The organism is Mesorhizobium sp. USDA 4413 (assembly GCF_056280365.1).
In genome coordinates this window covers 6,338,706-6,362,570 of sequence record NZ_JBVPRP010000001.1, presented here as the reverse complement: position 1 = coordinate 6,362,570, position 23,865 = coordinate 6,338,706, and the positions used below count along the sequence as shown (strand labels likewise).

18 protein-coding genes and 1 tRNA gene are annotated in these 23,865 nt (G+C 64.0%); 8 read left to right on the top strand and 11 right to left on the bottom strand.

What is annotated here, in order from left to right; genetic code table 11:
* Nucleotides 1-89: 89 nt before the first annotated feature.
* Genes ACVMIM_RS30920 through ACVMIM_RS30895 form a run of 6 tightly spaced genes read right to left on the bottom strand, consistent with a single transcriptional unit; the run spans nt 90 to nt 7,344 of the window.
* Nucleotides 90-1,343 carry an ABC transporter substrate-binding protein gene (locus ACVMIM_RS30920; RefSeq protein WP_040997238.1) on the bottom strand — a complete coding sequence of 418 codons (1,254 nt, stop codon included), beginning with the start codon at nt 1,341-1,343 and terminating at the stop codon, nt 90-92.
* A 58-nt stretch (nt 1,344-1,401) separates the two neighbouring features.
* Nucleotides 1,402-2,913 (bottom strand): aldehyde dehydrogenase family protein, encoded by a 1,512-nt coding sequence (locus tag ACVMIM_RS30915; protein ID WP_476117433.1) that lies wholly within the window; start codon nt 2,911-2,913, stop codon nt 1,402-1,404.
* Nucleotides 2,914-2,923: 10 nt separating this feature from the next.
* Entirely contained in the window at nt 2,924-3,697 is a 774-nt protein-coding gene (locus ACVMIM_RS30910) for an enoyl-CoA hydratase/isomerase family protein (RefSeq protein ID WP_476116636.1), read from the bottom strand.
* Entirely contained in the window at nt 3,690-5,291 is a 1,602-nt protein-coding gene (locus tag ACVMIM_RS30905; RefSeq protein WP_476116634.1) for an acyl CoA:acetate/3-ketoacid CoA transferase, read from the bottom strand. The genes ACVMIM_RS30910 and ACVMIM_RS30905 overlap by 8 nt, the downstream gene beginning before the upstream one ends.
* A complete protein-coding gene (locus ACVMIM_RS30900; protein ID WP_476116632.1) occupies nt 5,288-6,304 on the bottom strand; it encodes a Gfo/Idh/MocA family protein in 1,017 nt (338 codons plus the stop codon). The genes ACVMIM_RS30905 and ACVMIM_RS30900 overlap by 4 nt, the downstream gene beginning before the upstream one ends.
* Nucleotides 6,301-7,344: a LacI family DNA-binding transcriptional regulator gene (locus ACVMIM_RS30895; protein WP_476116630.1), complete on the bottom strand. Its 1,044-nt coding sequence runs from the start codon at nt 7,342-7,344 to the stop codon at nt 6,301-6,303. The genes ACVMIM_RS30900 and ACVMIM_RS30895 overlap by 4 nt, the downstream gene beginning before the upstream one ends.
* 241 nt (nt 7,345-7,585) lie before the next feature.
* Here ACVMIM_RS30895 and ACVMIM_RS30890 point away from each other — a divergent pair, with 241 nt between their 5' ends.
* The 3 genes from ACVMIM_RS30890 (at nt 7,586) to ACVMIM_RS30880 (ending at nt 9,936) form a co-directional block, all read left to right on the top strand.
* Nucleotides 7,586-8,740, top strand: a complete 1,155-nt coding sequence (locus ACVMIM_RS30890; protein ID WP_476116628.1) for a dihydrodipicolinate synthase family protein — start codon at nt 7,586-7,588, stop codon at nt 8,738-8,740.
* A gap of 108 nt (nt 8,741-8,848) precedes the next feature.
* Nucleotides 8,849-9,613, top strand: a complete 765-nt coding sequence (locus ACVMIM_RS30885) for an SDR family NAD(P)-dependent oxidoreductase (RefSeq protein WP_040997228.1) — start codon at nt 8,849-8,851, stop codon at nt 9,611-9,613.
* Nucleotides 9,614-9,642: 29 nt separating this feature from the next.
* Entirely contained in the window at nt 9,643-9,936 is a 294-nt protein-coding gene (locus ACVMIM_RS30880) for a DUF1330 domain-containing protein (RefSeq protein WP_476116626.1), read from the top strand.
* Between the two features lie 97 nt (nt 9,937-10,033).
* On the opposite strand, the gene ACVMIM_RS30875 is transcribed toward ACVMIM_RS30880, so the two are convergent.
* A tRNA-Val gene (locus tag ACVMIM_RS30875) sits at nt 10,034-10,108 on the bottom strand.
* A 118-nt stretch (nt 10,109-10,226) separates the two neighbouring features.
* Complete coding sequence (cpdR, locus tag ACVMIM_RS30870) at nt 10,227-10,589, bottom strand: cell cycle two-component system response regulator CpdR (protein ID WP_006199474.1); 363 nt, start codon at nt 10,587-10,589, stop codon at nt 10,227-10,229.
* A gap of 149 nt (nt 10,590-10,738) precedes the next feature.
* On the opposite strand from cpdR, the gene ACVMIM_RS30865 reads away from it, so the two are divergent.
* Together ACVMIM_RS30865 and hisN are read left to right on the top strand one after the other, a co-directional pair.
* Nucleotides 10,739-11,695 carry an N-formylglutamate amidohydrolase gene (locus ACVMIM_RS30865; RefSeq protein ID WP_476116624.1) on the top strand — a complete coding sequence of 319 codons (957 nt, stop codon included), beginning with the start codon at nt 10,739-10,741 and terminating at the stop codon, nt 11,693-11,695.
* A gap of 355 nt (nt 11,696-12,050) precedes the next feature.
* Nucleotides 12,051-12,824 carry a histidinol-phosphatase gene (hisN, locus tag ACVMIM_RS30860; RefSeq protein ID WP_476116622.1) on the top strand — a complete coding sequence of 258 codons (774 nt, stop codon included), beginning with the start codon at nt 12,051-12,053 and terminating at the stop codon, nt 12,822-12,824.
* 12 nt (nt 12,825-12,836) lie between these two features.
* Here the strand turns inward: hisN and ACVMIM_RS30855 are convergent, their stop codons facing one another.
* On the bottom strand, nt 12,837-13,793 hold the full coding sequence (locus ACVMIM_RS30855; protein WP_476116620.1) for an alpha/beta fold hydrolase: 957 nt from the start codon (nt 13,791-13,793) through the stop codon (nt 12,837-12,839).
* A gap of 558 nt (nt 13,794-14,351) precedes the next feature.
* Here ACVMIM_RS30855 and ACVMIM_RS30850 point away from each other — a divergent pair.
* Nucleotides 14,352-14,819: an Hsp20 family protein gene (locus tag ACVMIM_RS30850; protein ID WP_040997220.1), complete on the top strand. Its 468-nt coding sequence runs from the start codon at nt 14,352-14,354 to the stop codon at nt 14,817-14,819.
* Between the two features lie 89 nt (nt 14,820-14,908).
* On the opposite strand, the gene ACVMIM_RS30845 is transcribed toward ACVMIM_RS30850, so the two are convergent.
* Nucleotides 14,909-15,802: an MBL fold metallo-hydrolase gene (locus tag ACVMIM_RS30845; RefSeq protein WP_476116618.1), complete on the bottom strand. Its 894-nt coding sequence runs from the start codon at nt 15,800-15,802 to the stop codon at nt 14,909-14,911.
* 10 nt (nt 15,803-15,812) lie between these two features.
* On the bottom strand, nt 15,813-16,862 hold the full coding sequence (locus ACVMIM_RS30840; RefSeq protein WP_476116616.1) for a threonine aldolase family protein: 1,050 nt from the start codon (nt 16,860-16,862) through the stop codon (nt 15,813-15,815).
* 492 nt (nt 16,863-17,354) lie between these two features.
* On the opposite strand from ACVMIM_RS30840, the gene gltB reads away from it, so the two are divergent.
* Nucleotides 17,355-22,091, top strand: a complete 4,737-nt coding sequence (gene gltB, locus ACVMIM_RS30835) for a glutamate synthase large subunit (RefSeq protein ID WP_476116614.1) — start codon at nt 17,355-17,357, stop codon at nt 22,089-22,091.
* A gap of 142 nt (nt 22,092-22,233) precedes the next feature.
* On the top strand, nt 22,234-23,688 hold the full coding sequence (locus ACVMIM_RS30830; RefSeq protein ID WP_040997214.1) for a glutamate synthase subunit beta: 1,455 nt from the start codon (nt 22,234-22,236) through the stop codon (nt 23,686-23,688).
* Nucleotides 23,689-23,865 lie beyond the last annotated feature (177 nt).

Genomic DNA, 23,865 nt, shown 5'->3' with positions numbered 1-23,865 from the left:
CCCGGCGCCAAAACGCACCAGGTCTTCCGCGCCTTTTGTCGACAGGAGACCCCCCCGCCGAAGCGGGGGAGGGTTGGTTCAAGTGAACCTCACTTGGCGTCTTCGATTGCCTTGACCAGTTCGGTCACGGCCTCGTCGGAGGTCTTGATCTGACCATGGACGAACTTCGACACGACGTCCTTATAGGCGTTGGCGACGGCCGGCGGGGCGCCGTAGCCCTGGGCCAGCGAGCCGAACAGCGTGCCGCCTTCATTGGCCTTCTTCAGGTCGGCGATGCCCTTCTTGCCGCAAGCGTCGAAGTCGGTGTCAGGCACGTCGGTGCGGGCCGGGACCGAACCCTTCACCACGTTGAAGGCCGACTGGAAGCTCTTCGACAAAGTGGCGGTGGCGAGTGCCACCTGGGCGGCCTTGCGGTCCTCCGGAACGTTGAACATGCCGAACATGTCGGAGTTGTAGATCACCGTGCCGTCAGTGCCCGGGAAGCGGTAGCAGAGGAAGTCAGTACCAGGGGTCTTCTTGGCGGCGTGGAACTCGCCCTTGGCCCAGTCGCCCATGACCTGGACCAGCGCATCGCCCTTGATGACCATGGCGGTGGCGAGGTTCCAGTCGCGGCCCGAGAAGTTAGGGTCGACATATTTGACGAGCTTGGCGAGGTTGTCGAACGACTTCTTCATCGTGTCGGACTTGAGCGATTCCTCATCGAGGTCGTTCATCGCCTTCTTGTAGAACTCCGGCCCGCCGGTCGACAGCACGACGGAGTCGAACATGGTGGCTTCCTGCCAGTTCTGGCCGCCGAGCGCGAGCGGGATGACGCCCGCGGCCTTGGCCTTGTCGAGGAGGGCAATGAAGTCGTCGAAGGTCTTCGGCTCGGTGCCGCCGATCTTGTCCATCACCGCCTTGTTGATCCACAGCCAGTTGACGGAGTGGACGTTGACGGGAGCGGCGACCCACTTGCCGTCATAGACGGAGAACTTCTGCAGGGCGGCCGGAACCGACTTGTCCCAGCCTTCCTTCTTGGCGGTCTCGGTCAGGTCGCCCATGACGCCGGCGGCGGCATAGTCGAGCACGGTGTAGCCGAGCATCTGCGAGGCGGTCGGATAGTTGCCGGCCGCGACCATCGCCTTCAGCGCGGTCATGGCGGCATCGCCGCCGCCACCGGCCACCGGCACGTCCTTCCAGGCGTAGCCTTCCTTGGCCAGATCCTGCTTCAGCACGTTCAGAGCAGCCGCTTCGCCGCCCGACGTCCACCAATGCAGCATCTGCACTTCTTTGACGTCCGCGGCATGCGCCGAGAACGCAAAGCTCGTCGCAAGAGCCGTTCCGATAAGCAGTTTGCGCAACATGTACTACCTCCCTTGTTGCATACACATGACCGGCGGGTGTCCGCCGGGGTCTCCCAACTCAGCCGACCCACCAACCGGTGCGCTGGCCGCGATGAAACTGGATAGTCTTTTCCTCGGTATAGTCCTCGACAGCGCGTTTGCCGAGTTCGCGGCCCAGACCGGACTGCTTATAGCCGCCGAAGGGCAGTTCGGGATAACCTTCCATGAACGTATTCACCCAAACCGTCCCCGAACGCACACCGCGCGCCACCGACATGCACGTGTCGATGCTGGCGCTCCATACCCCTGCAGACAGACCATAGGGCGTGTTGTTGGCAATGTGCAATGCCTTTTCAATCGTTTCAAAAGTGAGCACGGACAGCACCGGCCCAAACACTTCCTCGCGCGCGATCGCCATTTCTTCTGTAACGTTGCGGATGATGGTCGGATCGAGATATTGCCCGGCATTGGATTGCAGCCTGGCGCCGCCGGCGAAAACGTTGCCGCCTTCGGTTTCCGCCGCCGTCACATAGCCGGCTACCTTTTCCATATGATCGGTCGAGATCATCGCGCCGACCTTGGTGCGGTCGTCGAGCGGATCGCCGACGCGGACCTTTTGGGACAGCGACTTGACCGCGTTCAGAAAGTCGTCGGCAATCGCCTCATGCACGATCAGGCGGCTGCCGGCATTGCAGCATTCGCCGGCGTTGAAGAAGCCGCCGAACACGGCGGCGTCCGCCGCCGCTTCCAGGTCGGCGTCGGGGAAGACGATCTGGCCGTTCTTGCCGCCGAGCTCCATCGAAACCTTCTTCAGCGAATTGGAAGCCGCCGCCATCGTCGTCTTGCCGACACGGGTCGAGCCGGTGAAGGAGACCATCTCGACCAGCGGATGGCCGACCATCGGCGCGCCGACATCGGCGCCGTAGCCGGCGAGGATATTGACGACACCGGCCGGCAGGCCGGCTTCGAGCAGGATGTCGCCGAGCACGAAGGTCGAGGCCGAGGTCATCTCGCTCGGCTTCACCACCGCCGTGCAGCCGGCGGCGAGCGCGAAGGGCAGTTTCTGGCTGACGATCAGGAAGGGGAAGTTCCACGGCGTGATGATCGAGACGACGCCGATCGGCTCGCGCAGCACGACGCCCAGCATATCGTCGCCGAGATTGGCGTAGCTCTCGCCATGCAGCGTGCGGGCAAGCGAGGCGGCATAGCGCCAGATGTCGATGGCGCCGCCGATCTCGCCGCGCGCCTGGGCAATCGGCTTGCCGGATTCCAGCGCGTCGAGCCGGGCGATCTCTTCCAGCCGGGCCTCGATCAGGTCGGCAGTCTTCAGTAGCACCGCGGCGCGTTCCGAGGCCTTCATGCGTGGCCATGGGCCGGTCTCGAACGCCTTGTGCGCGGCCTGCACTGCGGCTTCCACTTCTTCAGGACCTGCCTGGGCATAGCGCGAGACGACAAAACCGTGGCCGGGGCTGGCGCGCTCGATGCTGCGGCCATCACGGGCATCGACGTGCCTGCCGTCGATCAAGAGCTTGTAGGCTTTCGGCGCCTCAGACGCCTCGGCCGGCATGGCAATGGTGAGCGGTGCGTTCATCATGTCTTCTCTAGGATCTCGAAAAGGCCGGCTTCTGCTTGGCCTTGAAGGCGCCGACGCCGACTTTGAGGTCGCCTGTCAGTGCAATGAAGCCGCTGGCCAGCGCCTCGGTCGCGGCGGCGTCTTCTTCGCCCTCGGCAACGCCGATCATTAGCTTGGCGGCCTCTGTCGCCAGCGGGCCGCGCTCGGCGATTTTTTCCGCCCAGGCTTTCGCTTCGTCGAAAGCCTTGCCGGTTTCGACCAGCCGGTCGACGATACCGTGCGCGAGCGCGTCGGACGCCAGGAAAATCTCGCCGCCAATCGCCATCCGGCGCACGATCTGTGCACCGAAGCGGCGCACGGCGCGCTGAGTGCCCGACCAGCCGGGCACAACGCCGATCGAAGTTTCCGGAAAGCCGATCTTCACCTGCGTTTCGGCGACGCGAAAATCGCAGGCGGCGGCGAGTTCAAGTCCGCCGCCCAGCGCATGACCGGAGAGCACGGCGATCGTCGGCTGCCTGAGCCGCGCCAGCCGGTCGAAGACGCGGTGTCCGTAGCGCACCCACTGCACCTGGAAATCAGCGGCGCTTAATCGTCCCCAGGCCTCGACGTCGCCGCCGGCGCAAAAGCCCTTGCCTTCGCCGCGGATGAGCACGACGCGAACGCCCTCGGCGAGCTCCGCCTCGTCAAGCGCGGCTTCCAGCGCGCGCAGCATCGGAATGTCGAGCGCGTTGAACTTTTCCGGACGGCGCAAGGTGACGATGCCTAAGGCGCCGTCCCGCTCGAATGTGACAAGCTCAGCCATGCGCGGCTCCGAGCGAAGCGCCGCCGTTCAGCGACAGGCCGATCGGCCTGTCCTGATAGAGGGCGGCGGGCGTTACCTTGAGGTCGTTTGCCACAGCGAGCGGGATCTCCGCCTGCGCCAGCACATCGCGCTCGAGATCGATGCCGGGCGCGAGTTCCGTCACCATCAGCCCGTCCGGCGTAAGCTTCATCACGCAGCGCTCGGTGACATAAGTGATGTCCTGCCCTTGAGCGACGGCGCGTTTTCCCGAGAAGGAGATGTGCTCGACCTCCTCGACGATCTTCTTGACCTTGCCTTCCTGGTCGATGCGGATGGCGCCATTCGCCAGCGAAAGCTTGGCGCCGGCATTGAAGAAACCGGAAAAGACGATCTTCCTTGCCCGCGCGGTGATGTCGACGAAGCCGCCGGCGCCGGCCGTCACATGCGGCCTTGCCGAGAGCTTCGACACATTGACCGAGCCGTGGCGGTCGATCTGCAGGAAGGAGAGCAGCGAGGCGTCGAAGCCGCCGGCCTGGAAATAGATGAACTGGTGCGGCGATGGCATGATCGCCTCGGCATTCGAGGCGCAGCCGAATTTGAAGTCGAGCAGCGGCACGCCGCCGACCGCGCCCTGCTCGATCACCCAGGTGACCTTGCCGTGCTGGCCTTCCTCGAGAAGAATGCGCGGCACGTTGGCGGAGATGCCGAAGCCGATATTGACGGCCATGCCGTCGCGCAACTCCATGGCGACCCGACGCGCGATCACCTTCTGGATGTTCATCTCCGGCGTGCGGAAGGTCGAGAGCGGCCGGAAGATCTCACCCGAGATCGCTGGATCGTAAGGCGTCTGCGTCGTCTGCAACTGGTCGGGCGCCACCACGATATGATCGACCAGAACGCCCGGCACCCGCACGTCATGCGGCTTCAACGTGCCATTTTCGACGACGCGCTTCACCTGCGCAATGACGATGCCGCCATTGTTGCGGGCCGCCAGCGCCTGTTCAAGCCCGCCGAGATAGGCGCCTTCATGCTCGTAGGTGAGGTTGCCGCGCTCGTCGGCCGTGGTGGCGCGGATGATCGAGATGTTGGGCACGATGGCGCGAAAATAGAGCCATTCCTCGCCGTCGAACTGCTCAACCGAAACGATCGGCTCGCTGGCCGCAGCGTTCATGGCGCAGCCCTGGTGGCGCGGATCGGCGAAAGTGTCGAGGCCGACCTTGGTCAGCACGCCCGGCCGCTTGGCGGCGGCCTCGCGATGCATGTCGAATAGGATGCCCGACGGCACGTTGTACGCGGCGACCGAATTGTCGCCGATCATCTTCCAGATCTGCGGCGGCTCGGCGGAGGAGGGACCGGACGGATAAGAGCCGCAAAGCGTGCGCTTCAGCAGGCCGGGCTTGGCGAGATGGTCGATGCCCTTGATGCCGTACATGTCGCCGGCGGCGATCGGATGCAGCGTGGTGATCGCCTTCGGATGGCCTTCCGCCTCGAAGCGTTCGCCGATCGCGGCAAGCACCGCATCGGGGCAGCCGAGGCCGCTCGACGACGACACCGAGACGACCATGCCGTCCTTGATCAGGCTGGCGGCATAAGCCGCCGAGACGAGCTTGCTCAATCGAGGCTCCCGAGTTGCGGATCGATAGCGACGGCCTTGCCGGTCTTCGACGATTGAAGTGCGGCTTCAGCTGCGGCCAGCGACCAGATGCCGTCCTCGCCGGTGGCGGAAGGCTGCCCTTTGCCGCGGATCGCGGCATGGAACTGGCGCAGCGAGCGGGTGTAGAGGTCCTCGCGGTCGAAGCTCAATTCTTCCTCGCCGCTCGCGGTGCGCAGCAGCACCGAGCCGACCGGCTTCTGCGTCATCACATTGCTGGCGATGAGCGAGCCTTCCGAGCCATGCACCTCGAAGCCGGTGCCGGCGAATTTCGTCGTGAAGCCCTCATGCGATTGCGCGATGACGCCGGACTTGAAGCGCCAGATGCACATGGCGCCGTCCTCCAGACCGCGCCCAGCCATGCCGGCGGATTGCGTGAAAGCCGAAATCTCGACCGGATCGTCGCCCAGCACGAAGCGCAGCGTGTCGGCATCGTGCACCGTGATGTCGAGCACCACGCCGCCGCCGGCCTCGGGCCTGGTGATGCGCCAGCCCTGCAGGTTCTCCGGCAGGTAGACGGAATGGAAGACGCGCGCAGCGATCGGCTTGCCGATGCGGCCGGCGGCGATCGCCTCGCGCATGGCGCGGTGGGCGCCGGCATTGCGCAGATGATGATTAGTGCCGAAGACGATGCCGGCGGCTTTCGCGGCGGCAACCAGCTTGCGGGCGTCGGCGCTGGTCAGCGCCAGCGGCTTCTCGCACAGCACATGCTTGCCCGCCTTGATGGCGGCGAGACCCTGTTCGAGGTGCAATTCGTTGGTGGTCGAGATGTAGACGACGTCGATGTCCGAGCTGAGCAGCGCGTCGAGGGTCGAGACGGCAGCAGGAATACCGTTCTCGCTGGCATAGGCCTTTGCGCGCTCGGCACTCGAGCTCATCACGGCGGCGACCTCGCCATCGGCCTGCGCGCGGATGGCGTTGATCATGAATTGTCTGGCGATCGTGCTGGCGCCGATCAGTCCCCATCGCACGCTCATGCCGCGTCTCCCACTTGGCTGTTGCGGTCCGGACCGCTGCTTTCCCGCACGACCAGACTGACGGCGCCGATATGGTCCTCGGCGCGCGTGGTGCGCGACTGGATCATCTTCAGCATGACATGAGCGGCCCGTTCACCGAGGCCCGCGGTGTCGACGGCAACGCTGGTCAGCGCCGGGCTGTAGTGCTCGGCCTCGGCGACATCGTCGAAGCCGACGACGGCAAAATCGGCGCCCGCCTCAAGGCCGCGTTTGCGCAATGCCAGCATGGCGCCGAAGGCGACCGCATCGTTGAAGCAGAGTGCCGCCGTCGGCGGCTGCGCTGCGGCAAGCGCCGTCTCCAGGCAAGCCATGCCGCCCTTGCGGCTGGTCTCGCCCTCGACGATCGTTCTGTCGGTGGCGGGGACGCCCAGCGTTTCGCAAGCTTCCACAAAGCCGCCAAGCCTCTGTTGATAAACGACGAGTTCGGACGAGCCGCCGAAGAAGGCCAGGCGGCGATGACCCTTGCGGATCAGATGCTCGGTGGCGATGAAGGCGCCGCGATGGTTGTCCGGCGCGATCACCGGAATGCGGCTTTCAGGCAGCCGGCGCATGGTGAAGACGATCGGCACGCCCGCCGTCTCGATGCGGCGGAAGGCGCCCGGCGTGGTGCCGCGCGCCGGTGAGACGATGAGGCCGGCCACACCCTGCTCCATCAGCGACTTCAACACCTCTTCCTGGCGTACGGGGTTTTCCGCCGTGTTGGCGATGAAGGGGACGACGCCCGCCGCCTGGAAGACACGCTCCATGCCGACGGCAAGCTCAGCGAAGAAGGGATTGGTGAGATCGTTGATCACCATGCCGATGACGTTGGAGTGGGCCTTGCGCAGATTGGCGGCGCCGCGGTTGTAGACATAGCCGACATCCTCGATCGCTTTGCGCACCCTTGTCGCGGTTTCAGGCCGGATCAGCCCGCTGCCCTGCAGCACGAGCGACACCGTCGATTTGGACACACCGGCCTCGCGGGCGATGTCCAGGATCGTCGCCTTGGGCCGGCTGGCCATCCTCGTTCCGTCCTCCACGTTTTCGAGCAAATTTATTGGAACGTTCTAATCGCTGACGCAATTCGGAGTCAATCGTGATTCCTGCGAGATTCGAAAAATTGATTGAAGCGGTTCAAAATCGTGCCGGCGCAAGGAGTTCTGCACCGAGGGTCTGTAGCAGGTCAGCTCCCAGCCTTGGAATCATCAAGCTTCTTGATTTATTGGAACGTTCCATTTATAGCGGCCCGGAAGGGAGAGCTCCATGGACATCACCTTGCCTGCCGCAAATGGCGACCGGGTCAGCTACCGGCTCGTCGGTCAACCGGTCGAGCCGAGCCAGGACGCGCCTTTTTCGCGCATCGCCTATGCCGCCGCCCATGTCGTTGCCGACCCCATCGCCATGACCAACCCCTGGTCACAACCGGCGGTCGACTGGGACAAGACCATGGCGTTTCGCCATCATCTGTGGCGGCTCGGCTTCCGCATCGCCGAGGCCATGGACACGTCCCAGCGCGGCATGGGTTTCGACTGGGCGAGCGCCAAGGAGCTGATCCGGCGCTCGATCGCGGAGGCCAAGACGGTGCCGAGCGCCGACCTCGCTTCGGGGGCGGGAACCGACCATCTGGGGCCGGCGGCGGCCAAGACGCTCGACGACGTCATCGGCGCCTATGAAGAACAATTCGCCTTCATCGAAGGCGAGGGCGGCAAGGCGATCATGATGGCGAGCCGTGCGCTGGCGGGGGTGGCAAAGGGGCCGGACGATTATGCCCGCGTCTATGACCGGGTGCTTTCCCAGGCATCAGGCAAGGTCATCCTGCATTGGCTAGGCGACATGTTCGATCCGGCGCTCAAGGGTTATTGGGGCAGCAACGATTTCGATGCGGCGCTCGGCACGGTCGTCGCCATCATCGAGCGGCATGCGGACAAGGTGGAAGGCATCAAGATATCGCTGCTCGATGCCGAGAAGGAGGTGCTGCTGCGCGACCGGCTGCCCGAGGGCGTCGTGATGTTCACCGGCGACGATTTCAACTATCCGGAGCTGATCGCAGGCGACGGCAGGCGGCATTCGCACGCGCTGCTCGGCATTTTCGACGCCATCGCCCCGGTCGCCAACGCTGCGCTGGCGAAGCTGGCGGAGGGCGACAGACTCGGTTACGACGCGCTGATGGCGCCGACCGTGACGCTGTCGCGCAAGATCTTCGAAGCGCCGACCGAATACTACAAGGCCGGCATCGTGTTCATGGCCTGGCTGAACGGGCATCAGGACCATTTCACCATGGTCGGCGGCATGCAGTCGGCGCGCGGCATATGCCACTATGCGGACGTCTTCCGGCTCTCCGATCAAGCTGGCCTGTTGGCCGACCCCGATCTTGCCATGGCCCGGATGAAGACTCTGCTGGCGACGGCGGGCGTCTAGTCTAGACCTATGGCGGCTTGCTTCCTGGCAAAAGCCCCTGTTTGATTTCTCAACCTACAAGGCTGGCACAGGACGCGCTCCATGCCCTCCTGACCCATAGCTGAGCACATGGAAGTTCCAGGTCTGAAAGGGCGGGTAGCGGTCATTACCGCAGCCGGCCAGAACATCGGCAAGGCCGTCGCGCTGGCGTTCGCCCGAGCGGGGGCGCACATCGTCATCACCGGGGGCAGCGACGCGGCCAAGATCGAGGCCGTCGCCGACCAAGCTCGGTCTTTCGGCGTCGAGGCGATAGCATCCATCTGCGACGGCGCCGACGAGGCCGCCATGAATGCCTTGATCGAAAGGGCGGTGGCGGAACTGGGCGGCGTCGACATCGCGGTGTCCTGCGTGGGGATACGACCGCACCAGCCGCTCGAGGAGATCACCCTCCAGGACTGGCAGAAGGTGATCGACACCAACCTTGGATCGGCCTTCATCCTGACCCGGGCGGTGCTGCCCCACATGCGCAGAAGAAAATTCGGGCGCTTGCTCTACATGGCCGGCACAGACGCGCTCTTCCCGCTGGCGAACCGAGCGCATGTCGTCGCCGCGAAACATGGCATGCACGGCCTGGCGAAGGCTGTGGCGCTGGAATGCGGGCCGGACGGGGTGACCGCCAACAGCATTGCCCCGGGATGGCTGGACACGAACAGGAATGCGGCCTGGTACCCCGATCTCGAGCAAACCTACGAGCATGTGAAGGCGACGGTGCCGCTAAGGACGCTTGGAACCGCCGAAGACGTCGCCAATGCCTGCCTCTATCTCGCGTCCGACATGGGCAAGTTCGTCACCGGACATTTGTTGCACATAAACGGCGGCGAGTTCATGGTGTAGGCTTGCAATCATCAGGGAGCGCGGTCGGCGTGAAGGGATACTGGCTCATCGTCGGAACCGAGATTTCGGACCAGGAGGCGCAGGCCGAATATAGCCGCCTCTGGAAGCCCGTCGGCGAAAAATACCAGGCACGAACCAATACGACAAAACAGGCGCCTCTGCTCGTCGAGGCGCGCGATGCCAAGCGCGTGGTCTTGGTGGAGTTTCCGTCGCTGGAGATCGCCAAGGCCTGCTATGCGGATCCGGCCTATGGGGAAGCCATGCGTTTCGCGCTCAAGGCGTCGAATCGTACGCTGGTGATGTTCGAAGGGGATCTCGGGTAGTCGGCGGGCGTAGCGTCGTTGAGAGCCGCTAAACTCAAGCTCGATTCACGATGGCCAACGCTATGCGCGAGCCGATCGTCTGCTTAATTGGGAAGGATGGTGGGCGTGACAAGGATTGAACTTGTGACCCCTGCAATGTCAATGCAGTGCTCTCCCGCTGAGCTACACGCCCATCCGACGCCGCGCATACACCACTTTTGATCCGGCGCGTCAATAGCGGGAATGTGGAAAGACGGCTTCCATTCGTCGCATCGGCGAGGACCCTGCCGATGCGAGCCTCGATGCAGGCCTCAGGCGGCCTGCAGCATCTTCTCGACCTCGTTGACGAGATCGCGCAGGTGGAAGGGCTTCGACAGCACCTTGGCGTCCTTGGGCGCCTTCGAATCGGGATTGAGCGCGACCGCGGCAAAGCCGGTGATGAACATCACCTTGAGGTCCGGATCGATCTCGGTGGCGCGGCGGGCCAGCTCGATGCCGTCCATTTCCGGCATGACGATGTCGGTCAGGAGCAGCGAGAAAGGTTCTTCGCGCAGTCGCTCATAGGCGCTGGCGCCATTGTCGAAATCGCTTACCTGGTAGCCGGCGCGTTCCAGCGCCTTGACGAGGAAGCGGCGCATATCGTCGTCGTCTTCCGCCAGCAGAATGCGTGCCATCATGTCCCGTCCGAATCATCCGCCCAAGCCTGCCGCCGGGCAAGGCCGTTAACCATGCTGTATATGAGGATGTGCCGGTAAACATCAAGTGAATGAAGGGCATCCGACATCCGGTTCGAAGCGCGGTTTCACAGCCTGAAATGCTGGACATGCCGGACGCAAGGTGGCAAGTTTTGCGTCATGATGCAGTGCTTCATCCTGGTTCATACAAATTGAAGACGGCAGCCGAGGATTTTTCGGTCGTTCCACCCTTCGAAATCCGATCGGGCGCCGAACAGCGCGTTCCCTTCCTGTTCAACTCACCGCATAGCGGCCGCCATTATCCGGAGCGTTTCCTGGCCATGGCGCGGCTCGACCGCAACGCCATCCGCCGGTCGGAGGACTGCTATGTCGAGGAGCTTTTCGGCGGCGCTGTGCCGCTCGGAGCGCCGCTGCTTTCAGCCAATTTTCCGCGCGCCTATCTCGACGTCAACCGCGAGCCCTGGGAACTCGATCCGCGCATGTTCGCGGAGCCGGTGCCCTCCTTCTGCAACATCCGCTCGGCGCGTGTCGCCGGCGGGCTGGGTACGGTGCCGAAACTGGTCGGCGAGGGGCTCGACATCTATTCCGGACGCTTGCCTTTGGCCGAGGCGGTGGGACGCATCGAAGCGGTGTACAAGCCTTATCACGAGACGCTGAAGCGGCTCCTGGCCAGGACGCATGCCAGGTTCGGCTATGCCGTGCTGATCGACTGCCATTCGATGCCGGCCTCGATCCGCGTCGGCGACAACGGCGTGCGGCCCGACTTCATCATCGGCGACCGGTTCGGCATCTCGGCCTCGCCGGCGCTCACCGAAATGGCGATCAGCCTGCTTGTCGGCATGGGCTACACGGTCGCGCATAACAAGCCCTATGCGGGAGGTTTCATCACCGAGCATTATGGCAGGCCGGCGCGGCACCTGCATGCGCTGCAAATCGAGGTCAATCGCGGGCTCTACATGGATGAGCGGACGTTCCAGAAATCGGCCGGCTTCGACGCCTTGGCCGCCGACCTGACCCGCTTCTCGGCCGACCTGATGTCGATGCCCGATCATCATTTCGTCGATTTGCCGCTCGCGGCCGAATGACGGTGCGATCGGTGCACCGAGTTCTTTACAAGCGCAATTCCGGTCGGAAACCGCTTCACACCTTCCTGGAATTGCTCGAAAAAAAGACCGCGTCGTTTTCACGACACGGTCGAAGTCTAGGGAGGAAACGCCCAAGGAGGGCATGGACAGGAAAAACCTGCCCGATGACAGAATTATTGTGCGTCGCACAAATGTCAATCGACATCATGGTTTTTAATTCAATATGATGTGGAAATTCCGCTTCAGCGGTTCAGATGTGGCATTCGGGCAACAGAAAGCGGGCGCCTGACCGGTCTTGAGAGCGCCCGTTCTGCGAGAAAGAGCGGCTGGCAAGGGCCGCGATGGGGAGAGCGACTTGGATATCAGCACCGATTTCATGCGGCGCATCGCGCATGCCGCCGCCGCGGAAACCTTGCCGCGCTTCCGCAGTCAGGGAACGGTCACCAACAAGCTTGCGGGGAGCTTCGACCCGGTCACCGAAGCCGATCGTGAGGCCGAGCGCGCGATCCGCGCGCTGATCTCCTCCGAATATCCCGACCACGGCATCCTGGGCGAAGAGCATGGCAGCCAGAACCTCACCAGCCGGCATGTCTGGGTGATCGACCCGATCGACGGCACCCGCGCCTTCATTTCCGGCATTCCGGTCTGGGGAACGCTGGTCGGGCTGACTGTCGATGGCGATGCGGTCGCCGGCATGATGTCGCAACCCTTCACCGGCGAATTGTTCTACGCCAACGCTTCCGGGTCGCATTATGAAGGACCGGGCGGTCCGCGCAGGCTGGCGACCCGCAAGACGACCGAGCTCGAACAGGCGACGCTGTTCACGACCACGCCGGCCCTGTTCAAGGGCGATGCGCGCAAGCGCTACGACCAGTTCGAGACAAAGGTCCAACTCGCCCGCTACGGCACCGATTGCTATGCCTTCGCCATGCTGGCGGCCGGCAGCATTGATATCGTCGCCGACCCGGGCCTGAAGCCCTACGACATCGTCGCGCTGATCCCGCTCATCGAGAAGGCCGGCGGCGTCATCACCACTTTCGAAGGCGGACCGGCCGAGAAGGGCGGCGACATTTTGGCGGCCGCGACGCCGGAACTGCACGCGGCGGCGATGGCGGCGCTGCGCGGCTGAGCGGGCGCACGCTCAGGGAGCGTCGCCGGTGCCGGGAATGAAGGCGTCGAAGGCGGCCAGGAACTGTTCGCGGTAGATGTCCTTCTCCTGCAGGATCTCGTGCTGGGCGCCGTCGATCATCAGCAGCGAGCCGACGCGCAATTTCCTGGCATAGGCTTCCACCGCTTTGGTCGAGACCACCCGGTCGGCGCCGGCGGCGACGATCAGCATCGGCACCCTGATCCTTGCCATGAAATCCGGATCGCTGACGGCATGCGCAGCCGCGGCCGCCGCCTTCAGCCAGCGGATGGTCGGGCCGCCGAGCGCCAGCTGCGGCCAGGCCTCGTAGATGCCGGCATTGCGCCGGTAGCGCTCAGGGTCCGAGGTCACCTTGTTCACCTCGAAAGGCGGCGGCACCTTCGGCCGCGGACCGAGCGCGGCATAGAGCCACCCGAGACCTAGCGCGCAGAAGATCGCGCAGACGCGTCGCACCGTGGCGATCGAGACCGGCAGGTCCGGCACCTCCAGAAAAGGCGCCAGCAGCACCATGCGCCGCACCCGGTTGACCATGGACGGCGAGGCAAGCAGCGCGATCACGGCTCCGGTCGAGTGGGCGAGGATGTAATAGGGGCCGCGGCAGTCGGGCAGCACGACCTCCTCGAAAAATTGCTCGAGGTCGCGCGTGTAGTCGCGGAAGCTGCGCACATAGCCGCGCTGGCGGTCACGCAGCAGGCGGCTGGAATCGCCCTGGCCGCGCCAGTCGAGGATGGCGACGCCGAAGCCGCGATCGGCGAGATCGCGGATGGTCTCGAAATATTTCTCGATGCATTCGTTGCGCCCGGTCAGCAGAACCACCGTGCCCTGGAGCGGCCGGGTGACAGCGGCGAAAACGCCGTAGCGGATCTTCTTGCCGTCACGCGTGGTGAAGAAGCCGCCCGCAGCGTTCTGCGGCAGGGGATTGTCCTCGGTCAGATGGAAAAGATCCGTCATTCGGTGTCGTTGCTTGTTCTTTGCCCGGACGGGCGAGGCGTCGGCATGGTGATAGACGGCCAGCCGGCAAAAGCAAAGCGCTGCGAGCTTTTAAGCGGCACCCCCGCGCATAACCCGAAATCGGAATCGTTTTTCGGAAAGGGCCATGCGCGAAATCAAAAGTGCTACATCGTCCTAGCGCGTCCGGAGGACGCGCGACGCTATAGTGAAGGGGAGGCCGGAAGTGCCTGCGGCGCACTTCCGGCCTCTGTCGATCCGGGAGGAAGGGACGTTGCACCCGGTTCGGCCTCGTCGCGGCGCTGGGATCGATGCGCCGCTTGTCCGTCATGTTGGTCAAAGCTTAGCGCTGAATGACTGAACGGATGCCGAAGCGGCGGTTCATCCGCCATTCATCAACGTGGCCACATTGCGATGCGAAGAAAACCTTGAAATGGCTTTTTGAGCTTCCCAAATGAGGTTGCGGCCGCCGATGTCGGGGCCGCTGGCCTATCCGGAACGCCTTGCGAGGGTTTCGCACCGGGTCACACGCAAACCATGTTGCTCAACAGGAGAACACTTATGCGTCACGTTGATTTTTCCCCGCTTTATCGTTCGACCGTCGGCTTCGACCGGCTGTTCACCATGCTCGACTCGCTCGGCCAGCCCGAGACCGCGCAGACTTACCCGCCCTATAACATCGAGCGCACCGGCGAGAACGCCTATCGCATCTCGATGGCCGTTGCCGGCTTCTCGGAAGACGAAATCTCGATCGAAGCCCACCGCAACGTGCTGACCGTCAAGGGCGAGCGCAAGGAAGAGAACAACAGCGAGGGTTCGGAGCTGCTGTATCGCGGCATTGCCTCGAGGTCCTTCGAGCGTCGCTTCCAGCTTGCCGACCACGTCGAAGTGGAAGGCGCCACGCTGAAGAACGGTCTGCTCTTCGTCGATCTCAAGCGCAACATTCCCGAGGAGCTGAAGCCGCGCAAGATCGCGATCACCTCGTCCTCGGACAAGGCCAAGCAGATCGAGGCCAAGGCCGCCGCGTAACCCGCGGTCTCCATCCCAGACAACGTCTCCCTCCCGAGACGAAAGCGGCGCCGAGAGGCGCCGCTTTTTATTGTGCCGAGCCTTTCTGGCTATCGGCTTTTTGCCGCGACGACGGCTTCGACATTCTGCCGATGAACGGCTTCGTATGGCGCAAAATATTCGGTTGCCGTCGTGGCAAACATGTCGGCGCCGAAGGTCCTTAGATCCTGCCTTGCCAGGTCCGGATCATGCCGGCAGGCAAGCAGCTTGCGAATATAGGCCTGTGTGGCGCCGATGAGGCTTCTGTCATAGCCACCCGCTTCGATTGCCCGCAAGGAACCGTGGTTGGGCAGGATTCGATCGAACCGCCAGCCGGCCATGCGCTCGAGGTCGACCAGATGCTCGCCCAGGCGTTCCGGTTCCGAAACATAGGTGACGGAGTCTTCCAGCGTGTCGCCCGCCAAAAGCAGGCCGGCGTCGGGCATCAGCAGCACCGTGCCGTCACAGCTGTGGACTTCCACGTGGCGGAGTTCGATGGGGATCGCTCCTACCATCAGACTGAGGCTGCCCTCGAACATTCTGTTGGGCAGGACGAGGGGCTTGATCGGCGGATTGCCACCCTCGATCTCGGCGCGGCCGCGTTCGAGCGCCGCGGCGGTGAGGCGGTTGGCGATGATCTCGCAATCCTTGAACACCTCGTTGCCGGCGATATGGTCGTCATGCCAGTGGCTGAGCACGACGCGTGTCGAGGTCACGCCCATGTCTTCGAGCGTCTGCCGGATGAAGCGGGCATGCGGCAGGGAGATATGCGTGTCGTAGACAAGCGCCTGCGATCCGTCGACGATCGCATAGGTGCAGATGCCGAGCGTATAAGCGCCGTCGTCCAGCCAGTTCGGCTCGTCCGACCAGATGCGGACGCCATCGACGCGGCCGTCATAAAAGCCCAGCACATTCGGCGCTGGGCGGACCAGGCGCATTGTCGAGGCGAGAGACGGCCTGGCCATGGCTGGAAACTCAGGCGAGCAGCTGACCGAGACGGTCGATCTCTTCCGTCGTGGTCGCGAAGCTGGCGACGAAACGGTAGATCGCTTCCTCCTCTCCGAGATGGCCATCGAAACCCTGCGGAAGGCCCCATTCGTAGAATTTGGCGCCGGCCGCCTGCAGCTTCTCGGCTGTCTCGCGGGCGAGGATGGCGAAGACCTCGTTGGCCTGCGGCAGCCAGGCGAGCTTGCCGGTCGGCGCGTCCTCGATCGTTTCCGCCAGATGCGCGGCCATCTGATTGGCGTGTGCCGCCATCTTCAGCCACAAATCGTCGGTGAAATAGGCCTCGAACTGGGCCGAGATGAAGCGGGCCTTGGAGAAGGTCTGTCCGGCGCGCTGACGCAGCAGGCGCAGGTCCTTGCCGACATCGGGATTGAGGATCACCACCGCGTCGGCCATCCAGCAGCCATTCTTGGTGCCGCCGAAGGAGATGAGGTCGACGCCGCTCTTCCAGGTCATTTCGGCTGGGCTGACGCCGGTCGCCGCAATCGCATTGGCGAAGCGCGCGCCATCCATGTGCAGCGGCAGCTTGTGGCGGTGGCTGACCTCGGCGACCGTCTTGACGTCGTCGACGCTATAGACCGTGCCGACCTCTGTCGCCTGGGTGAGGGTGACCGCCATCGGCTGGCCGGCGGGGGCCAGATCCTGCGAATAGCGCTTGATGGCGCGGTCGAGAGCTTCGGGGTTCATGCGCCCCAGCGGCCCCGGCACCGGCGCCATGCGCGCGCCGCCGGTGTAAAAACCCATCGCGCCGAACTCGTCGACATTCATATGCGCTTCGGAGTGGCAGAGCGCGATGCCGCCGATGCGGTTCACTGCAGCCATCGAAAGCGCATTGGCCGCCGTGCCGGTCGCGACGAAGAAGACCTGCACCTCGCGCTCGAAGATCTCGCTGAAGCGGCGATAGACGGCGCGATCCAGATCGCCATCGCCATAAGCGACAGCGATGCCGGCGGCATGGCGCGACAGATTGGCGGAAATGTCGGGGTGGACGCCCACCCAGTTGTCGGAGGCAAAGAACATCGAGAGGTCCATATCGTGATTGGCAAAGGCGGCGGGACTTGACCGCTTTGGCGGTTGAAGCGCAAGGGCCAATCGCTGGCAAAGCGGTGAAGCCAGCGCGTCCCCTCGAAAGGCCACGGACCGAAGCTTGCGTTTCCGGTGCTCGTCACGAAATTTTGTGTCGCGGCACGACCAAGTTTTTTGTGAATCAGTCTTGTGTGGCCTCCTGATTTCTGCCATAAAAAATTTAGGACAGTAGTGCTGTCTTATTTTGTCGCACGAAACAGGCTGGACTGGCGTGTCATCACTGCCAATCCGGCCATTGTCGCGAGCGGCGGGTAGACGGCCCGGCTCTGGCCTGTACGATACCGGATGCGAACCGGGCGTATAGCCGTATGGTTCGATGGATTTCGCGAGACGTGCAGCAGGATGAAGGGGAAGCATTAGCGCTTCCCAAGGCAAACCAGCGCCCTGAGACAGTCGGGGCCAAGGTGGAGAACGGAGGATAGGACGATGACGGAACTGACGCCATCTGCGATCAACGGCCAGGCCGCGCAGACGAAAGCGGCAGCCGTTAAAAATACCGTCCCGACCAAAGCCGGCCGAACCACTAACGGCCCGGCCGCCCAAGGCCTCTACGATCCGCGCAACGAGCATGACGCCTGCGGCGTCGGCTTCATCGCCAACATGAAGGGCGTGAAGTCGCACGAGATCGTCGAGGACGGTCTGGCGATGCTGGAAAACCTCACCCATCGCGGCGCCGTCGGCGCCGACCCGCTGGTCGGCGACGGCGCCGGCGTGCTGGTGCAGATCCCGGACGCTTTCTTCCGCGAGGAAATGGCGGCCAAGGGCGTCGAACTGCCGCCGGCGGGCCAATACGGCGTCGGCCACTGGTTCATGCCGCAGGATGCGGCGCTTCGCGCCCATATCGAGGAAATCATCGCCGAATCGGCGCAGTCGGAAGGGCTGCCGCTCATCGGCTTCCGCGACGTGCCGGTCGACAATTCATCGCTGTCGAAGGCGCCGGATATCGTGGCCTCCGAGCCGTTCCACCGCCAAGTGTTCATCGGCCGCACGGCCGACATCCCGGACGACGAGGAGTATGAGGCGCGGCTTTATCTGCTGCGCAAGGTGATCTCGGGCCGCATCTATGCCGAGAACGACAATAAGGATGTCGGCGCCTATTGCGTGTCGCTGTCGGCGCGCACCATCGTCTACAAGGGCATGTTCCTGGCTTACCAGGTCGGCGCCTATTACAAGGACCTCAAGGATCCGCGCTTTGAGACGGCGCTGATCCTCGTTCACCAGCGCTTCTCGACCAACACCTTCCCGTCGTGGAAGCTGGCGCATCCCTACCGCATGGTCGCGCATAACGGCGAGATCAACACCGTTCGCGGCAACAACAACTGGATGGCGGCGCGCCAGGCCTCGGTCGATTCCGAGCTGTTCGGCAACAACATCTCGAAGCTCTGGCCGATTTCCTATGAGGGCCAGTCGGACACGGCGTGCTTCGACAATGCGCTCGAGTTCCTGTTCCAGGGCGGCTACTCGCTCACCCACGCCATGATGATGCTGATCCCCGAAGCCTGGGCCGGCAACAAGCTCATGGACGCCGATCGCAAGGCTTTCTACGAGTATCATGCGGCGCTTATGGAGCCGTGGGATGGGCCTGCGGCGGTCGTGTTCACCGACGGCCGTCAGATCGGCGCCACGCTCGACCGCAATGGCCTGCGGCCGGCGCGCTACATAGTCACCGACGACGACCGCGTCATCATGGCATCGGAAGCCGGCGCGCTGCCGGTGCCGGAAGAGAAGATCGTGCAGAAGTGGCGGCTGCAGCCCGGCCGCATGCTGCTGATCGACCTCGCCAAGGGCCGCATCGTCTCCGACGAGGAGATCAAGTCGGAGATCGCGACCAGGCATCCCTACAAGACCTGGCTTGCCAACACGCAGCTCATCCTCGAAGACCTGAAGCCGGTCGAGCCGCGCGCGCTGCGCAAGGATGTCAGCCTGCTCGATCGCCAGCAGGCCTTCGGCTACACGCAGGAAGACACCAAGCTTCTGATGGCGCCGATGGCCACCACCGGCCAGGAAGCGGTCGGTTCGATGGGCACCGACACGCCGATCTCGGCGATGTCGGACAAGTCGAAGCTGCTCTACACTTATTTCAAGCAGAACTTCGCCCAGGTCACCAACCCGCCGATCGACCCGATCCGCGAGGAGCTGGTGATGAGCCTGGTGTCGTTCATCGGGCCGCGGCCGAACATCTTCGACCTAGTCGGCACGTCGCGCCGCAAGCGGCTTGAGGTGCGCCAGCCGATCCTGACCAATGGCGATCTGGAGAAGATCCGCTCGATCGGCCACACCGAGGACCGTTTCGACACCAAGACGATCGACATCACCTACGGCTCGAACGAAGGCGCCGCGGGCATGCAGGGCGCCATCGACCGGCTCTGCGAGCGCGCGGAGGCGGCGGTCGCCGGCGGCTACAACATCATCATCCTGTCCGACCGCCAGGTCGGGCCGGATCGCATCGCCATCCCATCGCTGCTGGCGACGGCGGCGGTGCATCATCACCTGATCCGCAAGGGCCTGCGCACCGCGGTCGGCCTCGTGGTGGAATCCGGCGAGCCGCGCGAGGTGCATCACTTCTGCTGCCTGGCAGGCTACGGCGCCGAGGCGATCAACCCTTATCTCGCCTTCGACACGCTGCTCGACATGCATAAGCGCGGCGAGCTGCCGGAAGAGGTCGACGAATACGAGGTGGTGTCGCGCTACATAAAGTCGATCGGCAAGGGCATCCTCAAGGTGATGTCCAAGATGGGCATCTCGACTTACCAGTCCTATTGCGGCGCGCAGATCTTCGACGCCATCGGCCTGAAGTCCGATTTCGTGGAGAAGTATTTCACCGGCACGGCGACGCTGATCGAAGGCGTCGGCCTGGACGAGATCGCCACCGAGACGCTTAGCCGCCACTCGGACGCCTTCGGCAGCGATCCGGTGCTGCGCAACAACCTCGAGGTCGGCGGCGAGTACATGTTCCGCATGCGCGGCGAGGCGCATATGTGGTCGCCCGATGCGGTCGCCAGCCTGCAGCACGCCGTGCGGCAGGGCTCCTGGGATACGTTCAAGGAGTATTCGTCGCAGATCGACAGCGCGACGGCCAGAGCGCAGACCATCCGCGGCCTGTTCAAGATCAAGCTCGCCGAAGAGACCGGCCGCAAGAAGGTCGCGCTCGAGGACGTCATGCCGGCGGCCGAGATCGTCAAGCGCTTCTCGACCGGGGCGATGTCTTTCGGCTCGATCTCGCGGGAGGCGCACACCACGCTGGCGCGCGCGATGAACGCCATCGGCGGCAAGTCGAACACCGGGGAGGGCGGCGAAGAGGCCGACCGCTATTTGCCGCTGCCCGGCGGCGGCAAGAACCCGGAACGCTCGGCGATCAAGCAGGTCGCCTCGGGGCGGTTCGGCGTCACGGCGGAATATCTGGTCAATTCCGATGTCATGCAGATCAAGGTGGCCCAAGGCGCCAAGCCCGGCGAGGGCGGCCAGTTGCCCGGCCATAAGGTCGATGCCACCATCGCCAAGGTTAGGCATTCTACGCCCGGCGTCGGTCTGATCTCGCCGCCGCCGCATCACGACATCTATTCGATCGAGGATCTGGCGCAGCTGATCTACGACCTGAAGAACGTCAATCCGGCGGCCGACGTCTCCGTCAAGCTGGTGTCGGAGGTCGGCGTCGGCACGGTCGCGGCGGGCGTCGCCAAGGCGCGCGCCGACCACATCACCATCTCCGGCTATGACGGCGGCACCGGCGCTTCGCCGCTGACCTCGCTCAAGCATGCCGGCAGCCCGTGGGAAATGGGCTTGGCCGAAACGCATCAGACGCTGGTGCTCAACGGTTTGCGTTCGCGCGTCGCGCTGCAGGTCGATGGCGGCTTGCGCACCGGGCGCGACGTCATCATCGGCGCGCTGCTCGGCGCCGACGAGTTCGGCTTCTCGACCGCGCCGCTGATCGCGGCCGGCTGCATCATGATGCGCAAGTGCCACCTCAACACCTGCCCCGTCGGCGTGGCGACGCAGGACCCGGTGCTGCGCAAGCGCTTCAAGGGCACGCCCGAGCACGTCATCAACTTCTTCTTCTACGTGGCGGAAGAGGTACGCGCGCTGCTTGCCGAAATGGGATTCACCCATCTCGACCAGATCATCGGCGACACCGATCTCCTGGAAAAGCGCGACGTGATCCAGCACTGGAAAGCGCGGGGGCTCGATTTCTCGAAGATGTTCTACAAGCCCGACGCGCCGCATGAGGCGCTGCATTGGACGGAGCGGCAGAAGCATCCGATCGACGACGTGCTCGACCGCAAGCTGATCGAGCTGGCGAAGCCGGCGCTGGAGGCCAGGCAGCCCGTGACCATCGAGCTGCCGATCCGCAATGTCGACCGCTCTACCGGCGCGATGCTGTCGGGTGAAGTCGCCAAGCGCTTCAAGCACAAAGGCCTTCGGGAAGATACGATCCAGGTGAAGCTCACCGGCACCGCCGGCCAGTCCTTCGGCGCATTCCTGGCGCGCGGCGTCTCGTTCGAGCTGGTCGGCGCCGGCAATGACTATGTCGGCAAGGGCCTGTCGGGCGGCCGCATCGTCATCCGCCCGCCGGAAGAAGCCAAGATCGTTGCGGCGGACTCGATCATCGTCGGCAACACGGTGCTTTACGGCGCCACCGAAGGCGAGGCCTATTTCGCCGGCGTCGCCGGCGAGCGTTTCGCCGTGCGCAACTCCGGCGTTGTCGCCGTCGTCGAGGGCGTCGGCGACCATGGCTGCGAATACATGACCGGCGGCATCGTCGTCGTCATCGGCAAGACGGGGCGCAACTTCGCGGCCGGCATGTCGGGCGGCGTCGCATATGTGCTGGACGAGGAGGGCGATTTCGCCGAACGCTGCAACATGGCGATGGTCGAACTCGAGCCGGTTCCGGAGGAGGACGACCTCATGGAGAAGCTGCTCCATCATGGCGGCGACCTCGACCACAAGGGCCGCGTCGACGTGTCGGGCGACATGACCAGCCATGACGAGGAACGGCTCTACCAGCTGATCTCGAACCACGTGCATTTCACCGGTTCGGTGCGCGGCCGCGAGATCCTCGAGAATTGGCAGAGCTTCCGGCCGAAATTCCGGAAAATCATGCCGGTCGAGTATCGCCGCGCCTTGATCGAGATGGAACGCATGCGCATGAGCGTGGCGGCGGAATAAGCAGTGGCGTGGCCGGGGAGACAATGCCCCGGCCGGCATCCTCACCAACAATCCCGACCTCGGAACGAAGGTTGCCACGGCAGCCTTATGGGGTTAACGGGTGCGCTGCAAAAGCGTGCCTTCGGACAGCAGGGACTGGACTATGGGCAAGGTAACAGGGTTTCTCGAGATCGACCGGCAGGTGCATAAGTACCAGCCGGCCTCCGACCGCATCAGGCATTTCCGCGAATTCACGCTGCCGATGTCCGACAAGGAGGTCGAGAAACAGGCCGCGCGCTGCATGGATTGCGGCATTCCGTTCTGCCATGGGCCGACCGGCTGTCCGATCCACAACCAGATCCCGGACTGGAACGACCTCGTCTACAATGGCGATTGGGATAGCGCGATCCGCAACCTGCATTCGACCAACAATTTTCCGGAATTCACCGGCCGCATCTGCCCGGCGCCGTGCGAGGAAGCCTGCACGCTGAACCTCGAGGACATTCCGGTTGCCATCAAGACGATCGAGCAGGCGATCGCCGACAAGGCTTACGAGACCGGCCATATCCGGCCCTATCCGCCGGAGAAGAAGACCGGCAAGCGTGTCGCCATCATTGGCTCGGGCCCGGCCGGCATGGCAGCGGCGCAGCAGCTCGGCCGCGTCGGCCACGACGTGCATGTCTATGAGCGCGAGAGCCGCCCGGGCGGGCTGATGCGCTACGGCATCCCCGACTTCAAGATCGAGAAGCACTATATCGACCGGCGCATCGAGCAGATGCGGGGCGAGGGCGTGACCTTCCATTGCGGCATCAATGTCGGCGTCGACATGAAGGTGGCCGATCTCCTCGAGGAATTCGACGCCGTGCTCTATTGCGGCGGCTCCGAAACGCCGCGCCCGGCCGGCATTCCGGGCAGCGACCTCAGCGGCGTCTATGACGCGATGCCCTACCTCGTGCAGCAGAACCGCCGCGTCGGCGGCGAGCCGATCCAGTCGGTGGCCTGGCCCTCGCACCCGATTATCGCCGGCGGCCAGCATGTCGTCGTGGTCGGCGGCGGCGACACCGCGTCCGACTGCATCGGCACCGCCTTCCGCCAGGGCGCGGTGCGCGTGACGCAACTCGACATCCGCCCGCAGCCGCCGGAGAAGGAAGACAAGCTCGCGGTCTGGCCCTATTGGGCGACCAAGATGCGCACATCCTCCTCGCAAGCCGAGGGCGCCGAGCGCGAATTCCAGGTGGCGACGCTCGAATTCATCGGCGAGGACGGCCAACTGACCGGTGTGCGTTGCTGCGAGGTCGACGAGAAGCGCAAGCCGATCCCCGGCACCGAGTTCGTCATCCGCGCCGATCTCGCCTTCATCGCCATCGGCTTCGCCGGACCGGCGAGCGACAGCCTGATGAAAGAGCTCGACGGCAAGATCAAGGTCGTCACCGACAGCCGGCGCTCGAAAAATGTCGAGGCCAACGACCGCGACTACAAGACCAGCGTCGACAAGCTCTATGCGGCGGGCGACGTGCGCCGCGGCCAGTCGCTGGTGGTCTGGGCGATCCGCGAGGGCCGTCAGGCGGCGCGCTCGATCGACGAGGCGCTGATGGGATCGACGGTGCTGCCGCGCTGAGACGGTTTGGAAATTCTACTCCTACGGCCAACTGATGGCCTTTTCTGCGCTTCCGCCGGCCGAAGCATCAATGAGAAACGGTGTGGCAATTAAGGCTATGGCCGGCGTAGGCCGGTGCTCGAAACACCACCATCCGAGTCGCGGGAGCGAATTTCTGAAACGGTCTCCGAGTCGATG